Raw genomic sequence first — 16,014 nt, forward strand, 5'->3', positions numbered from 1 at the left:
TTCGGTGTCTCGCAGTAGTCTAGGAACCTTGTCCAATATGAGAAGGAACTTGTCATGTCGCTAAGCGCGGATCTAGATAATGCATTGCATCGCACTGAGGTTCACCAACATCGTCATGAGTTGAGCCGACTTGCGAACATGTTCTCGAAAGAGTCTCTTCGAGAAATGCGCAAAGCATTCAACAAGACCGATACAAGTGGATACAGCGACTATCAGGTTGCCTTTGGGTGGATCGACAAGCGGCCCTACGCGGAGCTAGCAGGGCTGAGTTCCCGCGTCGAGCTCGGAGACCTTGCAATAATCGCCCTTAACAAGGTCGTTTGCCCGGGTCGGCCAGCCCGCGACTTCACAGGTCGTTGTGCCTTGATGCAGGCGAAGCTGCAGGACGTAGGCGTATCGAACAAGCTCACCGTCTTGTTCGGCAAGAATGACGCGAGCTCCGCGAATCAACAGTATCTTCTTTCGAATTGGGGTCGGTTCGACCTATTTCGGCACAGCACTGGTGGACCAGAGATCGGCAGTTTCAGCCTTGCCGCGCAGGACGAAAGCTACGGCTGGTTCATGGCAGCTCACCGCGATTCGGTCCAAGCCGGGCAGCAACGTGCTGCTTGGTTGTGCGGCCCTCCCGGTAGTGGAACCACATGTGACGTCAGCATCGGCGAGGTCATTGCCTCTGTTGCTTCATTCGGCACCTCGGTCGGCGTTGGCGCTCGTTGTGCGCTTACGCCTCAGCTTCAGGGGAAATCGAGCGACTGGGATAATCTGGTCGCTCTATTGATCAACGAGTGCCTCTGCGAGGATCTGCCCGAGGTTGCGCAGGCTGTTGCAGGGCAGGGCCGCCGACTTGCCGGGATCTTGCAGATGATGCCTGTAGGCAGGCCTGCAGACCTGCTTAATGGCCTTGACTGGGAACGGCCATCGGAGCCCCGAGGCGGGCGACATACAGAGAACCTGCTCATGGGTCGCTCCGGAGGTCAGGACATCTTAGATGGAGAGGACAGGATGGGTGTTCTGGTGATCAACCGGACTGTCAGCGACCAATACTAGGCTCCGTTGGCAGGATCAAACCCTAGCTAGTGGCCGATTTCTTTTTTTTGGAAAGCAGACCTTGAGAGGGGTGCGTGGGGATTAGGTGGATTTATCGGGGGTAGGCTGGGCCTAAAGTCTTGAACCCCGGTAAATATCTTGCGCACCCAGCAGAGCCCATCCGACAAAGCGTACCGGATCGAAAGAGAAGACGTGCTCCATCGGCGCGTCATGGCACGGGCCCGCGAGACGGTCCGGGAACGCGGTCTGGTCGTATTCAAGATCCACCTCCGCATCGACTGCCGGGTGCTCGATCACATCGTTGCCGGCACTGGCACGACTTCGATGGCGGCCAGGGGTTGCGTGTGATGATCCGGTCCTAGGTCAACGGCTCATACCATTGCTGGCACTGGGTGAGCTCAAGGAACTCGCTGCCAGGATGGAGCACGACGCGACGCACCATGGAGGCTTCCAAAGTTTGTGTGGAGTAGTCCTCAAACTTGTCCGGATACTCACTCGACCTGATGCCTTGGTGAATCAGGTCAAGCCGTGCTACGGCTATTGCCAAGCCATTCGTCGTGGAAAGGAACGCCACGGGCACTACCGCTTCAACCAGTGCAGGGCTTCCCATGGATTTAAGAACAGGGCCGAGCTCCGGGTCTTCGGCGTTGAAGTTGTAGAGTGCTTCACCGCCCCAGTGTCCGAGCAGGGAGCGAACGCCATACTCTCGGACTTCGTGCGCTGGGTAGAAGCAGAACCACGCCTTGCCGGACCGGTTGCTATCGCGCACCTGGTTGTTCGCAAGCAAACGTTGCGCGTGCTCTTCGGCAAGCTTGCCTCGCGTGACTTGGGCCACAATGCGTCTTTCCAGCAACCCGGTGCTGAGCACCTCCAGCCCGTTCTCGCGGATGTGCACCGCTTCTTCTTCGGTCAAGCGGGTGAAGTGGTAACCACATAGGGCATGCGGCATGAGAGCTTCGCCAAGCGTGCGAATAGCTGCATCGAACGCGGGCGCGGCGCGGTCTGGCAAGTCCAACTCCCACGAGCGGAACAGCGGGCGCAACTCATTGAGGACCTCGCGCAGCTCGCCAGCCCACGCAGCAGGTTGGGAAAGGTCGAGCGCCGCCATCAGTCGTAAAAGGCGAGCTGGGACACTTCGGGATGCGATGCCATGGCCAAAAACATGACATCGATGGCGGCGCGTGCCAGCTTATCGTCATGGCCTGGATATCGCTGTTGCCGAGCGTGCTCCTTGCCGCCATGCACGAGGTTGTTGCGCACCCGGCGAGCAGCATCCATCAAACGATCGCCCTCAAGTCCGTCACCCAATGGGGCATCCACGAACTCGATACGGCGCTGTGCGCTGACCTGCATTTTCATCGGGGGCGGGTCATTGGGTCCGGTGCCCAACAGAAGGTCCTTGTTTTCCTGTGGCAGTTGATTCTGGATGTGCCGGCGCACATGGACGTAGAACGCTGACCATTGGGTGTCCGGCGTCTCCCCAACGGCACCATTGACAAACTCCGGGATTTGCTTGAGGGCAAACTCGATTCGGGAGAACGCCCTGAGAAGTTTCAGCGCAGTGTGAGGCTCCACATTCATGGGCTTACCTTGTCGAAAACGATGGTGAAGTTGTCCCCATCGAACGCTGTCACCTTGCCAACCCACTCAGGCCGCGCCTTGAAGGTGTTGTTGGCCTTAGAGCCGTCCCCACCGCCCTCGATGAGGGGCACGTTGTCGGTGGTGGCCTTGACGATGCGCACGGGCCGGCCTTCGGCCACGGCCTGGGCCAAGTGCTCGCCCATGAGCTTGCTGCCGTTGCCCGTCCAGCGGGACAAGTGGTCCTGATAGACCCATTGGCCGTCCACGACCTTGATGCGGTGCTCCCACAGGCTGGCGACCAGCTCGGTATCCGTTAGCGCAGAAACGGCCCAGAAGTGGTTGGCCAGCTTGGCCTTGTAACGAGCGAACTCAGCGACGATCCCCATGCAACCCCCTGTGGACACTAGTGGTCCAGTCTACCGGTTGCCAACCGAGGCAAGAACGCTTGGCTCAGTGGAAAGGGGGCGTTGCGCGCAAAAGCACTTCTTGTGGCTGAGACTGGATGGGCATGTGCGGGAAGCCAGAGCGCACCGGAATGGAAGCGGATCAAGAGCCGATTGGATAGCATGGCTGAGTTTCTACTCGCCAGTTAGGTGGCTGCGCCAGACAAATAACCGTGTCAGGCAGATGAAAAGCCAGGAAGTTCGCGTTGTCCACTTCAAGACTTCGTTGGCAAAGAGTAGGGTGCTTAGATATGCAAGAGCCCCAATGCCAGCATCACGCAGCTCGCACACGAACAAGTCGTGCTCGGGTCAATGGCGGTTGGGGATGCCGTACGGCAACTTCTAATGCTGTGGTGTCTTGTGGAGGTATGGACAAATCCATGCCGCTGGATAAGCGATTCTGTGGCTGGACCATGGACACTCGTGTTTCTTGGTCAAAGCGCCAAAAATTGCGGGAAATTTGGAATGTCCATGGGGGTGCATGTAACCTGCGTCAGGGCGGCTCGGACGTGCGCAGCAACGCCACCGTCGCCGCGCCGCTGGCCGGGCAGGGCGAATACTCGCTGGTCGGCCACAAGTGGTTCCTCTCCGCGCCGATGTCCGACGGCTGGCTGGTGCTGGCGCAGGCGCCGGGCGGATTGAGCTGCTTCCTGCTGCCGCGCCGGCTGCCGGACGGGAGCAAGAACGCATTCCGGCTGATGCGGCTGAAGGACAAGCTGGGCGACTGGGCCAATGCCTCGTCCGAGATCGAGTTCACCGGCGCGTGGGCGCGGCGCATCGGCGACGAGGGGCGCGGGGTGGCCACCATCCTCGAAATGGTGATGCTGACCCGGCTGGACTGCATGCTCGGCGCGGCCGCGCAGATGCGCATGGCGCTGGCGCAGGCGATCCACCATGCGCGCCATCGCCGCGCGTTCGGGCAACTGCTCGTCGCGCAGCCGCTGATGCGCAACGTGCTGGCGGACCTGGCGATCGAGTCGGAAGCGGCGCTGGCGCTGGCCCTGCGCACCGCGCGCGCGGTCGATGCCGCGCCGTCGGATCCGGGCGAGGCCGCGTTCGCCCGCATCGCCACCGCCATCGGCAAGTACTGGCTGTGCCGGCGCGCGCCGGTGTTCGTCAACGAGGCGATGGAATGCCTGGGCGGCGCCGGCTACGTCGAGGAATCGATGCTGCCGCGGCTGTACCGGCAGGCGCCGCTCAATTCCATCTGGGAAGGCAGCGGCAACATCCAGTGCCTGGACGTGCTGCGCGTGCTGTCGCGCGAACCGGCGAGCGTGCAGGCGCTGCTGCGCGAGCTGCAGGACGCGCGCGGCGCCGATGCGGCGCTGGACGCCGCCGTCGCCGCATTGCCGGAGCAACTGCGGCAGGCCGGCGAAGCGGGCGCGCGCCGGCTGGTCGAGCGGTTGGCGCTGCTGCTGCAGGCCGCGCTGCTGCTGCGCGCCGGCAGCCCGGCCGCGTCGCTGTTCGTGCGCAGCCGGCTGGGCGGCGAGCATGCGATGGCGCTGGGCACGCTGCCGGAGGATCCGGCGCAGGCCATGCTGGTGGAACGCGCGCTGCCGGGCTGATCAGCCGCGGACGACGAACCCTTGCCGCCGGTTCAATCCACCCGCCTGCGCACCCGTGCGCGGCCGACATGCAGTTCGGCCATTTCCAGCAGCAGGGCGCGATGCTTGGGCGAGCAGGCCCTGAACGCCTTCAGCAGGCGGCGCTCCTCGGCATCGTCGACGACTTCGCCCTGCACGGCGGGGATGTCCTCGGGGCCGGCCTGGTAGCTCATGCGGCCGCGGCCGGTCGCCAGCCATTCGTAGGAGACGCTGGTGGTCAGGGCGATGCGCTCCAGCCTCACCGCCACCGGATGCACGCCGTCGTCGCATTCCCAGTTGGCGACCGCGCTGCGGCCGACGCCCACCCTGGCCGCGAGTTCGGCCTGTGAAAGCCGCGCATGATGCCGCGCCACGCGGATCCGCATCCCCAGTTTCATCCTCACGTCTTCCTCTCGCCTCCGTCAGCACGCAAAGGCTAGTCGGATGCCGGAGGCGATTTCAATCATTGGCACCTATGCCAGTGATATTGGCATCAACTTGTACACTATTGCTGGCATGTCCACCCGGGACAGTCCCGGGACATTCCGGGGGGCGGGCGCTGCCAGCGATGGTGACGGCCTGCGGCGATCCCGCGCCATTGCAACTGCCGTGCCGTTTGGCCACATTAGCGCCGGTCAGCTGAAGACGGACCCATGATTCAGCGGGCGCAAGGATGCGCCCCCGACGTTCGCCGGACATTGCCGCTTGCCATCCCGACCAGCGCAGGCGCGGCGCGACTTCTCCGGGACCCGGTTCGACCCGCTATCGCTACCGGGCCTGGCGGCCTGTACGCGGCGGCTGCGGCTTGCGCGCCGATTGCGCGGCCGCATTGCGGCTCAGCACGCGCGCGCCGGTCATGATCATCCGGATCATCTGCGACATCTGCTCGACCAGTTCCCCGTCCTTCTCCGGCGGCATGTCCATCGCGGTGGCGCCCATCGCGAACACCAGCCGGGTGATCGCCTTGGACACCAGCGCCGGCTCGTGCAGGGTGGCGCCGTCGGCGGCGGCCAGCCGGATCAGGTCGATGCGCAGTTCCTCCTCGAAGAAGTCCAGCTCGCGCTCGACCGCGTGCTTGAACGCGTCCGATCCGACCGCGCCCTCGCACAGCAGCACGTGCAGCAGCTTGTCGTCGGCGCGCAGCTGCTCCATGAAGGTCTCCACCGAGGTGCGGACCACGCTGCGCTCGGGCGTGGCCGCGCGCTGGCGGGCCTCGCCGATGATCCGGCGCAGCGAGCGGCCGGCCAGGTCGATCAGCGCCACCGCCAGTTCGTCCATGTCGCGGAAGTGGCGGTAGAAGCTGTTCGGCGCGATGCCGGCCTCGCGCGCGACCTCGCGCAGGCTCAGGGTCGAGACGCTGCGGTGCGGGCCGACCAGCTTGAGCGCGGCGGCGATGATGTCCTCGCGCGCGATGGAGGCCTTGCGCCCGGGGGCGTGGTCTTCCACGGTGATGTCGATGTCGGGAGAACTGGCCAAGGGGCGGCTCTTTGGAGGCGTCCCGGCCATCATAGCCCCAGATATTTAATATACAGTCGTATACACATCTGTATCTGCGCCTGTATAGTGCCGGGCATGAATGCCGCCGTCCCTCCGCTTGCTCCCTCCCGCCCGCACCCATTGCGGCGCCTGGCGCGGCCGCTGGTGACGCCGCACGTGTTCGATTTCTGGGCCGGCAGCCTCAACCGGCTGTGGAGCTGGGAGCGGCCGCTGGCGCGGCTGGTCGGGCGCCGGCGCGAGTCGGACGACGCGGTGACGCTGGTACTGCGGCCCAACCGCCACTGGCGCGGGTTCCTTCCCGGCCAGCACGTCACCTTGGGTGTTGAGATCGCCGGCCGCCGGACCCACCGCAGCTACAGCCTCAGCGGCCTGCCGCGCCGCGATGGCTGCATCGAAATCACCGTCAAGGCGATCGAGGGTGGCAGGGTCAGCCAGTACCTGTGCCGGCAGGCGCGGGTCGGCGAGGTGTTCGAGATCGGCCCGGCGTTCGGCGGGATGACGCTGCCGGCCGCGCCGCAGGGACGCTGGCTGATGCTGGCCGCCGGCAGCGGCATCACCCCGCTGATGGCGCTGATCCGCCGGTTGGCCGTCGACGACATGCCGGTCGAACTGACCCTGCTGTACTGGGCGCGTGCCCACGGCGAACTGTGCTTCGCCGGCGAACTGGAGGCGCTGGCGCGCCGGCAGCCGCGTTTCCGTTTCCACGCGCTGACCACCCGCCAGCCGCTGCCCGGCGGCGGCGCGCCGGCCGGCCGCATCGACGCGGCGGTGATCGAGCGCCTGGTCGGTCGGCCCGCCGACTGCCGGGTGCTGGCCTGCGGTCCGGGCGGCTTCGTCGCCACCGCGCGCGAACTGCTGGGCGAGCGCGCCGTCTCGTTCCAGGCCGAGGCCTTCACCCTGCCTGCGGCGACGATGGAAGAGACCGGCAGCGTGCAGGTGCGACTGGCGCGCAGCGGCCGCACGCTGGAAGTGCCGCGCGGCCAACCCTTGCTCGCCGCACTGGAGGCGCAGGGGCTCAGGCCCGCCTACGGCTGCCGCATGGGCATCTGCAACACCTGCGCCTGCGGCAAGTCCGCCGGCGCCACCCGCCACCTGCCCGGCGGCGATCTCGACAACGAACCCTCCCCGGCGCTGAAGCTGTGCATCAGCAGCGCCGCCACCGACCTGGTGCTGGATCTGTGATGGCCAAGAAAGCGATGACGCCTTCCCGCAACCGCGCGCTGGACGCCGACGAGCTACGGCGCTTCGGCGAGGAACTGGACCAACTGCGCGCCCGCACCGCGGCCTCACTGGGCGAGCGCGATGCGCGCTACATCCGCCGCATCGTCAAGGCGGTGCGCTACACCGGCGTGGCCGGGCGCGCGCTGCTGTTCGTCGGTGCGTTCGTGCCGATGCTGCTGTGGCCGGCGTGGATCCTCGGCACGCTGCTGCTGGCGCTGTCCAAGATCCTGGAGAACATGGAACTGGGCCACAACGTCATCCACGGCCAGTACGACTGGATGGGCGATCCCCACCTCAACGGCAAGAGCTACGAATGGGACATCGTGGCCACCAGCGAGAACTGGCGCCACACCCACAACTTCCGCCACCACACCTACACCAACGTGCGCGGGCTGGACGACGACATCGGCTACGGGCTGCTGCGCATCTTCCCCGAGCAGAAGTGGCGGCCGTTCTACCTGCTGCAACCGTTCATCGCGGTGTTCTTCGCGCTGTACTTCCAGTGGGGCGTGGCGATCCAGAACGTCAAGCTGGGCCGCTGGTGGAGCGGCAAGATGAGCACCGCGCAGATGCGCCGCGAGTTCGCCCCGGTCGGGCGCAAGATCGGCCGCCAGCTGCTGAAGGACTACGTGCTGTTCCCGGCGCTGGCCGGCCCGTTCTTTCTGCCGGTGCTGCTGGGCAACCTGGTCGCCAACGGCCTGCGCAACGTGTGGACCTACGTCATCATCTTCTGCGGGCATTTCACCGCCAACGCCGAGACCTTCCCGAAGGAGTGCGTCAGGAACGAATCGCGCGGCCACTGGTACCTGCGCCAGCTGCGCGGTTCGTCGAACATCCGCGGCGGCTTCCTGATGAACGTGCTGTCGGGCAACCTGAGCCACCAGATCGAGCACCACTTCTATCCGGACCTGCCGGCCAACCGCTATGCCGAGATGGCGGTGCAGGTGCGCGAGATCTGCGCGCGCTACGGCCAGCACTACAACACCGGCACGCTGCCCACGCAGTTCGGCCAGGTGGCCTGGCGCATCCTGCGCCATGCCTTCCCCAGCCGCGTGCGGGTCAGGCTGCCGACGCTGCCGCAGCCCGAGCCGCAGCCGGAAGGCGCGCGCTGAATCCATCGCGCCGCAACGCGGCATCGAGAAGCGGGGGCATGGCCCCCGCTTTTTCGTGGACGGGTGCCTGAGGGGCTTCGCGCCCGCGGTTCAGCCGGGCAGGACGATGTCGGCGAAGCTCTCCACCCGGCGATGGCCGTGCGTCTGCTCGCCGTGGCGGGGTTGCGGGTAGTCCTGCCGGCGATCCACCAGCCAGGTCTGCATGCCGGCTTCGCGGGCGGCGTCGAGTTCCTCGACCACGTCCGACAGGAACACGATCTCCTCCGCCGGCTGGCCGATGCGCGCGGCGATGGCGTGGTAGCTGCCCGCCTCGCGCTTGCCGCCGACCTCGGTGTCGTACCAGCCGGAGAACAGCGGGGTCAGGTCGCCTGCGTCGCTGTGGCCGAAGAACAGCTTCTGCGCCGGCACCGAGCCGGACGAGTACACGTGCAGCGGGTATCCCTGCGCGTGCCACAGACGCAGCGCCTGCGCGGCGTCGGGGTAGATGTGCGCGGTGAAGTCGGCTTCGCGGTAGCCGGCCTGCCAGATCATGCCCTGCAGCGCCTTCAGCGCGGTGTGCTTGCGGTCCTGGTCGATCCAGCCCTGCAGGGTCTCGACGATGACCTCGTCGTCGCAGATGCTGCCGTGCTCGGTCGCGACCACGTCCAGCCAGCGCCGCACCTCCGGGTCGTCGCGGTGCGCGCGCACGAAGCCGGGCAGGGCGCGGCGCGCATACGGGAACAGCACGTCCTTGACGAAGGAGATGCTGCTGGTGGTGCCTTCGATATCGGTCAGCAGGGTGAGGAGCATGGGGTTGGGATAGGAGATTGGGGATTGGGGATTGGGGATTGGGGATTCGCAACAGCCAGTGTCCCCCGGAGGCGTCATCCCAGCGCAAGCTGGAACTGCTTTTCAACAGCCGAAGCGCTTCACAACAGCCGAACGGCTGGTCATGGCTGGTCATCCATTTTGCCGTTGCTGTGGCTTTGGCTTTAGACAGGCAAAGTCAAAATCAAGATGGATCCTAGCTTGCGCTGGGAGGACGAACAAAGGCGATACGCTTTTCCCGAATCCCGGTTTTTAACGGACGAACGTCCGGTCATCCCGAACCCCGAACCCCGGCTCACGACTGCGTCGGTCCGTCGTAGCGCGGGAATTCGCCGGCGATGCGGGTACCGGTGAAATGGCCGACCCAGCCATCCGGCTCGGTGAAGAAGCGGATGGCGACGAAGTTCGGTTCCGGACCCATGTCGAACCAGTGCAGCGCGCCGTCGGGCACGCCGATCAGGTCGTCCTTCACGCATTCGACCTCGTAGATCCTGTCGCCGACGTGCAGGGTGAACAGGCCCGAGCCGGCGACGAAGAAGCGCACCTCGTCCTCCTTGTGGTAGTGCTCGTCGAGGAACTTGGCGCGCATCGCCTCGCGCTGCGGATGGTCGGGGCTGATGCTGACCACGTCCACGCTCCTGAAGCCGCGCTCGGCCACCAGCCGGTCGATGTCGGCGCGGTAGGCGTCGATCACCTCTTCCGGCGATGCGCCGGGCTGGATCGGCTTGCTGGCCTGCCAGCGCTCGAAGGTGACGCCGATCTTCTGCAACTCGGTGGCGATGAAGTCGGGGTCGTAGCTGGCGAACTCCGGCGTGCTCGGGTCGCTCTCGGAGAAGATGCGCAGGCGGCTCATGGCGGCGGATCCGGCTGGAGGGGGCCAGGATCGTAGCAAATGCGATGGCAACCGCCCGTTACCGAACGGCAGTACGCCAATACCGGCGGTTGTCAGCGCCGGCAGCCGAGCTTGCGCAGTTCCAGTTCGCAGTTCAGCAGGAACTCGAAGGCTTCCAGGTGCCGGCGCGCCTCGGCCATGTCGCGGCCCCAGGCGTACAGGCCGTGGCCGTCGATGAGATAGCCCCACATGCACTGGTGATCCAGCAGCGCGTCGACCTGTGCGGCCAGCACGTTCATGTCCTGGGTGTTGGCGAAGACCGGCACGTCGATGGCCATCTCATGCGTGCTGTTGCCGTGGAAGGCCTTGAGCAGCTCGTAGCCTTCCAGCCGCACGTGGCCGGCGCCGGCGAACAGCCGCGAGGCGATGGTCTGCACCGGCGAGTGGGTATGCAGCACGCAGCCGATCTCGGGGTAGCGGCGGTACAGCTGGGTGTGCAGCAGCGTCTCGGCGGAGGGGCGGTGCGTGGTGGCCACCGGCTGGCCCTCGAAATCCACCACCATGATGTCGTCCTCGACCAGCCGGCCCTTGTCGCGGCCGGACACGGTGATGGCGGCGTGGCGCTGGTCGAGGCGCAGCGAGAAGTTGCTGCTGGTCGCCGGCGTCCAGCCCAGCCGGGCCAATTCGGTGATGTTGTCGATCAGCAGCCGTGCCTGCGTGCGCAGGCGTTCGGCGTCGTAGGGCAGGGCATTCATGCGTGCAAGTCTAGCGCCTGCCACCCTCGGCCGTGCGTTGCCGCGAGAACCCGCGGTAGGCCGCCAGCGCCAGCAGCGCGAGCACCACGCCGCCGATCAGGGTCTTGACCGGGGTCGAATACACCAGCAGCCCGCAGGCGATCAGCGCGCCCATGCCGATGGCGCGATCGCTGGCGAACAGGCCGGCCCGGCGCGCCGAGCATCAGGCTCAGCCCGGCGGTCACGTAGGCCATCACCACCAGCGTCACCACCATTTCGATCAATGTCTCGAACTGCCCCGACACCGTCGGCGACAGCGTCAGCACCGCCAGCAGGGTCATCGAGACCGCCACGATCAGCAGGCCCCAGCCGGCCGAGCCGTTGCCGCGCAGGCGGCCGAAGATCGCCGGCAGGTAGCCACGCTGCGCCGCGCGCGCACCGGACTCGCCGGTCACCATCATCCAGCCGCCCAGCGTGCCGGTGGCCTTGAGCGCGGCGGCGGCGGCGATGATCGGCACCGCCCACATCCCGAACATCTGCCCGGCGACCAGCGCGAACGGCGCGCTGGAAGCGGCGAGATCGCCGACCGGCACGATGCCCATCATCAGCACCGACGACACCAGGTAGACCAGCCCGGCGATGACGATGCCGCCCAGCGTGGCCAGCGGCACGTTGCGCCCGGGATCGCGCACCACGCCGGCGACCATCGCGCCGGTCTCCAGGCCGATGAAGGCCCAGAAGATCGGCGCCAGCGAACCGAACACCACGGCCGCGTCGGAGCGGCCGGAAACGTTCCAGGCGTCCCTGTACAGCACCGGGTCGAAGCTGCCCCAGCCCCAGATCAGGATCACCGCCACCGGCAGCAGGCCCAGCACCACGCACAGCGACTGGAAGCGCGCGATCGCGCGCGGCCCGAGCAGGTTCAGCGCGAACATCAGCCAGATCAGCGCGAGCTGGCCGAGCACGCGGGTCAACTGGCCGTCGCCCACCGGCAGCAGGATGACCAGGTAGCCGAAGGCCGCCACCGCGATCGCGTTGTTGCCGATCCACGACGAGATCCAGTACAGCGTGGTGGTCAGGAAGCCCATGTCGCGCCCCAGCGACGGCCGCACGTAGTCGTCGGGCGACTCCAGGCGGGGATAGTCGCGCGCCAACCGCGCGAACGTGCTGCCCAGCAGCACCGCCAGCAGCGTGGCCAGCAGCCAGCTCAGCGCGGTGACGCCGCCGGACTTGGCCAGCGTGGCCGGCAGCAGGAAGAAACCGGAGCCGATCATGTTGTTGGCGACCACGAAAGTCGCCAGGACCGGGCCAATCTTGCGGGGGGCGTCAGTCATGGATCACCCGGAGTGCGGTGGTTGGGCGAAGGCAGAAAGGAAACGGCCGGCTTGCAGCCGGCCGTCGCCTCGCGCATCAGGACGCGCGGTTCAGCTTGCTCTTGCGGATGCCGTAGCCGAAGTAGATCAGCTGGCCCAGCACGGTCCACAGCACGAAGATCAGCCAGTGCTCCATGAACGACTGCAGGAAGAGGAACAGGCAGGCCAGTACGCCCAGCGGGCAGATCACCCAGAACAGCGGCACGCGGAAGGGACGGTTGAGGTCCGGGCGGGTGAAGCGCAGCACGAGCACGCCGAGGCAGACCGTCGCGAAGGCGATCAGCGTGCCCATCGAGACCAGTTCGCCGAGCACGCTCAGCGGCATGAAGCCGGCGAGCAGGCAGGCGACCACGCCGACGATGAGGGTGCCGACGTAGGGGGTGTGGAACTTGCGGTGGACCTTGCCGAACAGCTTGGGCAGCAGGCCGTCGCGCGACATCGAATAGAAGATGCGCGGCTGCGCCATCAGCATCACCAGGATCACCGAGGACAGGCCGGCGATCGCGCCGATTTCGACGGCGGTCTTGAGCCAGCCGATGCTCGCGCCGGGATCGGCCTTCATCACCTCTTCCAGCGCGGTGGCGACCGGCTTGGCGGTGTCGAGCAGCGAATAGTGGGTCATGCCGGTCAGCACCGCGCAGACGGCGATGTAGATGATCGTGCAGACCACCAGCGAGCCGAGGATGCCAATCGGCATGTCGCGCTGCGGGTTCTTGGCCTCGCCGGCGGCGGTGGAGACCGCGTCGAAGCCGATGTAGGCGAAGAACACGATGGTGGCCGCGCGGAACACGCCGTCCATGCCGAACTGGCCCGGGCCGGTGTTCTCGGGGATGAACGGCGTCCAGTTGGCCGGATCCACGTACTGGAAGCCGAAGCCCAGGAACGCGGCGATCACCGTAACCTTGATCGCCACGATGATCGCGTTGACGAAGGCCGACTGGGTGATGCCGACGTAGCACAGGCCGCTGACCGCGGCGACGATCAGCACCGCCGGCAGGTTGATCACGCCGGCGGTCCTGACGAACTCGCCATTGGCCCAGGTGATCGGCGCGGTCGCCAGTTCGGCCGGGAAGGGCAGGCCCAGGGTCGTGGTCAGGAAGCTCACCAGGTAGCCCGACCAGCCGACCGCGACCGTCGACGAGGCGAACAGGTATTCCAGCACCAGGCACCAGCCGATGAACCAGGCCACCCATTCGCCCAGCGTCGCGTACGAATACGAGTACGCGCTGCCCGACACCGGCATCATCGCGGAGAACTCGGCATAGCACAGGCCGGCGAAGGCGCAGGCGGTGCCGGCCAGGATGAAGCTGAGCATGATCGCCGGGCCGGCGTGGTTGGCCGCCGCCTGGCCGGTCAGCACGAAGATGCCGGCGCCGATCACCGCGCCGATGCCCAGCAGGATCAGGTGCCTGGCGGTCAGGGTGCGTTTGAGGGTCGCCTCGCCTTCCAGACTGCCCTCGAACGGCTCGCCGGCATCGATGTGTCCGGCCGGCTCGACCGGCTTGACCCTGAACAGAGCATTGAGCATCCGCGGATTCCCCTTGGTGATGAATGGCATGGCGGATACGGGCCGCTGCAGCCGAAAGTGGTTCGGTCGAAAAACCGAACGAAGTCCCTAACATAGCCAAGGTCCGGGAAGGAGCACAAGCGCAGGTGCAGCATTGGGCGACAATGCGCTTCGCCACCACCACCGCATGCACCATGCCGTACGCCCCCGAACTGCAACAGCAACTGCAAGCCTATCGCCGTCGCTGGCCCGCCGAGTCGGCCGTGGCCGACGCGTTCCTGGCCCTGCTCGACGACGAAGCGGATCCCTTCCTGCGCGAGCGCCTGGCCGGGCATTTCACCGGCAGCGCCTGGCTGGTCGGCGGCGACGGCGCGTGCGTGCTGCTGACCCATCACCGCAAGCTCGGCCGCTGGCTGCAACTGGGCGGCCACGCCGACGGCCAGCAAGACATGGCGCAGGTGGCGCTGACCGAGGCGCGCGAGGAATCCGGATTGCCGGACCTGCGGGTGGACGCGGACGCCATCTTCGACCTGGACCGGCACTGGATACCGGAACGCGGCGACGTGCCCGGACACTGGCACTACGACGTGCGCTACGTGGTGCGCGCCGGCGCGGACGAGGCCTTCGTGGTCGGCGCCGAGTCGCTGGCTCTGGCCTGGCGCGACATCGCGGGGTTGCTCGACGATCCGGGGGCGGACGAGTCGATGCGGAGGATGGCGGGCAAGTGGCTGCGGTGTACGCGAGAAGGCGGATGACGTCGCTGGATCCCCGCCTGCGCGGGGATGACGAGCAAAAGCGATACGCTTTTCCCTAGCCCCTAGCCCCTAGCCCCTGCTAGTAAAGCACCCTCGTCCGCAACGTCCCCGGAATCCCCGCCAGCGCCTCGCGCAGTTCGGCCGCCTGCAGCTCGCTGGCGGTGACGTCGATGACCGCGTAGCCGACCTGGGCGTCGGTGCGCAGGAACTGGCCGTCGATGTTGATGCCGCGATCGCGGAACACGTCGTTGACCTGCGACAGCACGCCCGGCACGTTGCGGTGGATGTGCAGGATGCGGGTGCTGCCGTCGTGGCCGGGCAGGGTGACCTCGGGGAAGTTGACCGACGACAGCGTGCTGCCGTTGTCGCTGTAGCGCACCAGCTTGGCCGCCACCTCGATGCCGATGTTGTCCTGCGCCTCCAGCGTGCTGCCGCCGACGTGCGGGGTCAGGATCACGTTGTCCAGGCCGCGCAGCGGCGACTCGAACGGATCCGCGTTGCCCTTGGGCTCGACCGGGAACACGTCCACCGCCGCGCCGCCGAGGCGGCCCTCGCGCAGCGCCGCGGCCAGCGCGTCGAGGTCGACCACGGTGCCGCGCGAGGCGTTGATCAGGTGCGCGCCCGGCTTCATCGCCGCGATCTGCGCCGCGCCGAACATGCCTTGGGTGGCGGCCGTCTCCGGCACGTGCAGGGTGACCACGTCGCTGCGTTCCAGCAGATCGTCCAGGCCGGCGGCGGCGCGCGCGTTGCCCAGCGACAGCTTGGTCTCGATGTCGTGGAACAGCACGTTCATGCCGATCGCCTCGGCCAGCACGCCGACCTGGGTGCCGATGTGGCCGTAGCCGATGATGCCCAGCGTCTTGCCGCGCGCCTCGTGGCTGCCGGCGGCCGACTTGGACCAGCCGCCGCGATGGCATTCGGCGTTCTTCTGCGGGATGCCGCGCATCAGCATGATGGCCTGCGCGAGCACCAGCTCGGCGACGCTGCGGGTGTTGGAATAGGGCGCGTTGAACACCGGGATGCCGGCCAGCTCGGCGGCGTCCAGGTCGACCTGGTTGGTGCCGATGCAGAAGCAGCCGACCGCGATCAGCCGGCGCGCCTGCGCCAGCACGTCGGCGGTGAGATGGGTGCGCGAGCGCAGGCCGACGATGTGCGCCTCGGCGATGCGTGCCTTCAGCTCGTCCTCGGGCAGCGACTTGGTGTGGTACTCGATCTGCGTGTAGCCGGCGGCCTGGAAGGTCTCCACCGCGGTCTGGCTGACGCCTTCGAGCAGCAGGACGCGGATGTCGTGCCTGGGAAAGGAGGTTCTCTTGTCCGACATGTGGCGTGGCGCGCGGCGATGGGGGAAAGGGCGTTCACTATGCCAGATGCAGGGCCCGCGTGCTGCATCGCCGCATCAACGCAGAATCCTTGCGGCGCAACGGTTTCAGCCGCAACCGCCAGACCAATCCCGCGCCACTGGCGGCAACTGGACGCAGGCGATCATCGCTGGCACCCTGACCGCCCCACCGCCCTTCCTTCT

At 66.7% G+C, this 16,014-nt stretch carries 16 protein-coding genes and 1 pseudogene; 6 read left to right on the forward strand and 11 right to left on the reverse strand.

From position 1 onward, the window contains the following. The first annotated feature begins 138 nt into the window (after positions 1-138). Both AAG688_RS07080 and AAG688_RS07085 read left to right on the forward strand, forming a co-directional pair. Positions 139-1,047: a hypothetical protein gene (locus tag AAG688_RS07080; RefSeq protein ID WP_411834631.1), complete on the forward strand. Its 909-nt coding sequence runs from the start codon at positions 139-141 to the stop codon at positions 1,045-1,047. 138 nt (positions 1,048-1,185) lie between these two features. After that, on the forward strand, positions 1,186-1,395 hold the full coding sequence (locus tag AAG688_RS07085) for a hypothetical protein (protein WP_411834632.1): 210 nt from the start codon (positions 1,186-1,188) through the stop codon (positions 1,393-1,395). 10 nt (positions 1,396-1,405) lie between these two features. On the opposite strand, the gene AAG688_RS07090 is transcribed toward AAG688_RS07085, so the two are convergent. From AAG688_RS07090 to AAG688_RS07100, 3 genes are read right to left on the reverse strand one after another with little or no spacing between them, the layout of a single operon-like run. Beyond that, positions 1,406-2,155 (reverse strand): hypothetical protein, encoded by a 750-nt coding sequence (locus AAG688_RS07090; RefSeq protein ID WP_411834634.1) that lies wholly within the window; start codon positions 2,153-2,155, stop codon positions 1,406-1,408. Continuing rightward, positions 2,155-2,628: a hypothetical protein gene (locus AAG688_RS07095; protein ID WP_411834636.1), complete on the reverse strand. Its 474-nt coding sequence runs from the start codon at positions 2,626-2,628 to the stop codon at positions 2,155-2,157. The genes AAG688_RS07090 and AAG688_RS07095 overlap by 1 nt, the downstream gene beginning before the upstream one ends. Continuing rightward, positions 2,625-3,014 (reverse strand): hypothetical protein, encoded by a 390-nt coding sequence (locus tag AAG688_RS07100; RefSeq protein ID WP_411834637.1) that lies wholly within the window; start codon positions 3,012-3,014, stop codon positions 2,625-2,627. Before AAG688_RS07100 ends, AAG688_RS07095 begins: the two co-directional genes overlap by 4 nt. A 293-nt stretch (positions 3,015-3,307) precedes the next feature. Between AAG688_RS07100 and AAG688_RS07105 the strand changes: the two are divergent. Then, a pseudogene (locus AAG688_RS07105) lies at positions 3,308-4,636 on the forward strand (acyl-CoA dehydrogenase family protein); the annotation flags it as partial. A gap of 32 nt (positions 4,637-4,668) precedes the next feature. Here the strand turns inward: AAG688_RS07105 and AAG688_RS07110 are convergent. Next, positions 4,669-5,052: a helix-turn-helix domain-containing protein gene (locus AAG688_RS07110; RefSeq protein WP_411834638.1), complete on the reverse strand. Its 384-nt coding sequence runs from the start codon at positions 5,050-5,052 to the stop codon at positions 4,669-4,671. Positions 5,053-5,422: 370 nt separating this feature from the next. After that, positions 5,423-6,160, reverse strand: a complete 738-nt coding sequence (gene fabR / locus AAG688_RS07115; protein WP_411834639.1) for an HTH-type transcriptional repressor FabR — start codon at positions 6,158-6,160, stop codon at positions 5,423-5,425. A gap of 66 nt (positions 6,161-6,226) precedes the next feature. Here fabR and AAG688_RS07120 point away from each other — a divergent pair, with 66 nt between their 5' ends. Both AAG688_RS07120 and AAG688_RS07125 read left to right on the forward strand, forming a co-directional pair. Further along, the gene (locus tag AAG688_RS07120) at positions 6,227-7,333 is read left to right on the forward strand and encodes a ferredoxin reductase (RefSeq protein ID WP_411834640.1); all 1,107 of its coding nucleotides are present in this window, start codon (positions 6,227-6,229) and stop codon (positions 7,331-7,333) included. A 14-nt stretch (positions 7,334-7,347) separates the two neighbouring features. After that, positions 7,348-8,484, forward strand: a complete 1,137-nt coding sequence (locus tag AAG688_RS07125; RefSeq protein WP_411834958.1) for a fatty acid desaturase family protein — start codon at positions 7,348-7,350, stop codon at positions 8,482-8,484. Between the two features lie 90 nt (positions 8,485-8,574). Here AAG688_RS07125 and mtnC read toward each other — a convergent pair whose 3' ends face one another. The 5 genes from mtnC to AAG688_RS07150 all read right to left on the reverse strand — a co-directional run bounded on the left by mtnC (position 8,575) and on the right by AAG688_RS07150 (position 13,758). Further along, positions 8,575-9,273, reverse strand: coding sequence for an acireductone synthase (gene mtnC / locus AAG688_RS07130; protein WP_411834641.1), 699 nt, complete (start codon positions 9,271-9,273; stop codon positions 8,575-8,577). Positions 9,274-9,586: 313 nt separating this feature from the next. Then, positions 9,587-10,144 (reverse strand): 1,2-dihydroxy-3-keto-5-methylthiopentene dioxygenase, encoded by a 558-nt coding sequence (locus AAG688_RS07135; RefSeq protein WP_411834642.1) that lies wholly within the window; start codon positions 10,142-10,144, stop codon positions 9,587-9,589. 92 nt (positions 10,145-10,236) lie between these two features. Beyond that, positions 10,237-10,878 carry a methylthioribulose 1-phosphate dehydratase gene (locus tag AAG688_RS07140; RefSeq protein ID WP_411834643.1) on the reverse strand — a complete coding sequence of 214 codons (642 nt, stop codon included), beginning with the start codon at positions 10,876-10,878 and terminating at the stop codon, positions 10,237-10,239. Further along, positions 10,875-12,191 (reverse strand): amino acid permease, encoded by a 1,317-nt coding sequence (locus tag AAG688_RS07145; protein WP_411834644.1) that lies wholly within the window; start codon positions 12,189-12,191, stop codon positions 10,875-10,877. Before AAG688_RS07145 ends, AAG688_RS07140 begins: the two co-directional genes overlap by 4 nt. A gap of 76 nt (positions 12,192-12,267) precedes the next feature. Next, positions 12,268-13,758 carry an amino acid permease gene (locus AAG688_RS07150; protein ID WP_411834645.1) on the reverse strand — a complete coding sequence of 497 codons (1,491 nt, stop codon included), beginning with the start codon at positions 13,756-13,758 and terminating at the stop codon, positions 12,268-12,270. A gap of 173 nt (positions 13,759-13,931) precedes the next feature. Here AAG688_RS07150 and AAG688_RS07155 point away from each other — a divergent pair, with 173 nt between their 5' ends. After that, positions 13,932-14,492, forward strand: a complete 561-nt coding sequence (locus tag AAG688_RS07155) for an NUDIX hydrolase (RefSeq protein ID WP_411834646.1) — start codon at positions 13,932-13,934, stop codon at positions 14,490-14,492. Between the two features lie 79 nt (positions 14,493-14,571). Here the strand turns inward: AAG688_RS07155 and serA are convergent, their stop codons facing one another. Continuing rightward, entirely contained in the window at positions 14,572-15,813 is a 1,242-nt protein-coding gene (gene serA, locus AAG688_RS07160) for a phosphoglycerate dehydrogenase (protein ID WP_411834647.1), read from the reverse strand. Between the last annotated feature and the right edge of the window lie 201 nt (positions 15,814-16,014).

The sequence above is a fragment of the Pseudoxanthomonas mexicana genome (assembly GCF_046736355.1).
Classification (GTDB): Bacteria; Pseudomonadota; Gammaproteobacteria; order Xanthomonadales; family Xanthomonadaceae; genus Pseudoxanthomonas_A; species Pseudoxanthomonas_A mexicana_B.

What these genes read in the sequence shown, in the direction of transcription:
- AAG688_RS07080 (WP_411834631.1), top strand. Translation starts at nt 139, where the DNA reads ATGTTCTCGAAAGAGTCTCTTCGAGAAATGCGCAAAGCATTCAACAAG.
- AAG688_RS07090 (WP_411834634.1), bottom strand. Translation starts at nt 2,155, where the DNA reads ATGGCGGCGCTCGACCTTTCCCAACCTGCTGCGTGGGCTGGCGAGCTG.
- AAG688_RS07095 (WP_411834636.1), bottom strand. Translation starts at nt 2,628, where the DNA reads ATGAATGTGGAGCCTCACACTGCGCTGAAACTTCTCAGGGCGTTCTCC.
- AAG688_RS07100 (WP_411834637.1), bottom strand. Translation starts at nt 3,014, where the DNA reads ATGGGGATCGTCGCTGAGTTCGCTCGTTACAAGGCCAAGCTGGCCAAC.
- AAG688_RS07110 (WP_411834638.1), bottom strand. Translation starts at nt 5,052, where the DNA reads ATGAAACTGGGGATGCGGATCCGCGTGGCGCGGCATCATGCGCGGCTT.
- fabR (WP_411834639.1), bottom strand. Translation starts at nt 6,160, where the DNA reads ATGGCCGGGACGCCTCCAAAGAGCCGCCCCTTGGCCAGTTCTCCCGAC.
- AAG688_RS07120 (WP_411834640.1), top strand. Translation starts at nt 6,227, where the DNA reads ATGAATGCCGCCGTCCCTCCGCTTGCTCCCTCCCGCCCGCACCCATTG.
- AAG688_RS07125 (WP_411834958.1), top strand. Translation starts at nt 7,348, where the DNA reads ATGACGCCTTCCCGCAACCGCGCGCTGGACGCCGACGAGCTACGGCGC.
- mtnC (WP_411834641.1), bottom strand. Translation starts at nt 9,273, where the DNA reads ATGCTCCTCACCCTGCTGACCGATATCGAAGGCACCACCAGCAGCATC.
- AAG688_RS07135 (WP_411834642.1), bottom strand. Translation starts at nt 10,144, where the DNA reads ATGAGCCGCCTGCGCATCTTCTCCGAGAGCGACCCGAGCACGCCGGAG.
- AAG688_RS07140 (WP_411834643.1), bottom strand. Translation starts at nt 10,878, where the DNA reads ATGAATGCCCTGCCCTACGACGCCGAACGCCTGCGCACGCAGGCACGG.
- AAG688_RS07145 (WP_411834644.1), bottom strand. Translation starts at nt 12,191, where the DNA reads ATGACTGACGCCCCCCGCAAGATTGGCCCGGTCCTGGCGACTTTCGTG.
- AAG688_RS07150 (WP_411834645.1), bottom strand. Translation starts at nt 13,758, where the DNA reads ATGCTCAATGCTCTGTTCAGGGTCAAGCCGGTCGAGCCGGCCGGACAC.
- AAG688_RS07155 (WP_411834646.1), top strand. Translation starts at nt 13,932, where the DNA reads ATGCCGTACGCCCCCGAACTGCAACAGCAACTGCAAGCCTATCGCCGT.
- serA (WP_411834647.1), bottom strand. Translation starts at nt 15,813, where the DNA reads ATGTCGGACAAGAGAACCTCCTTTCCCAGGCACGACATCCGCGTCCTG.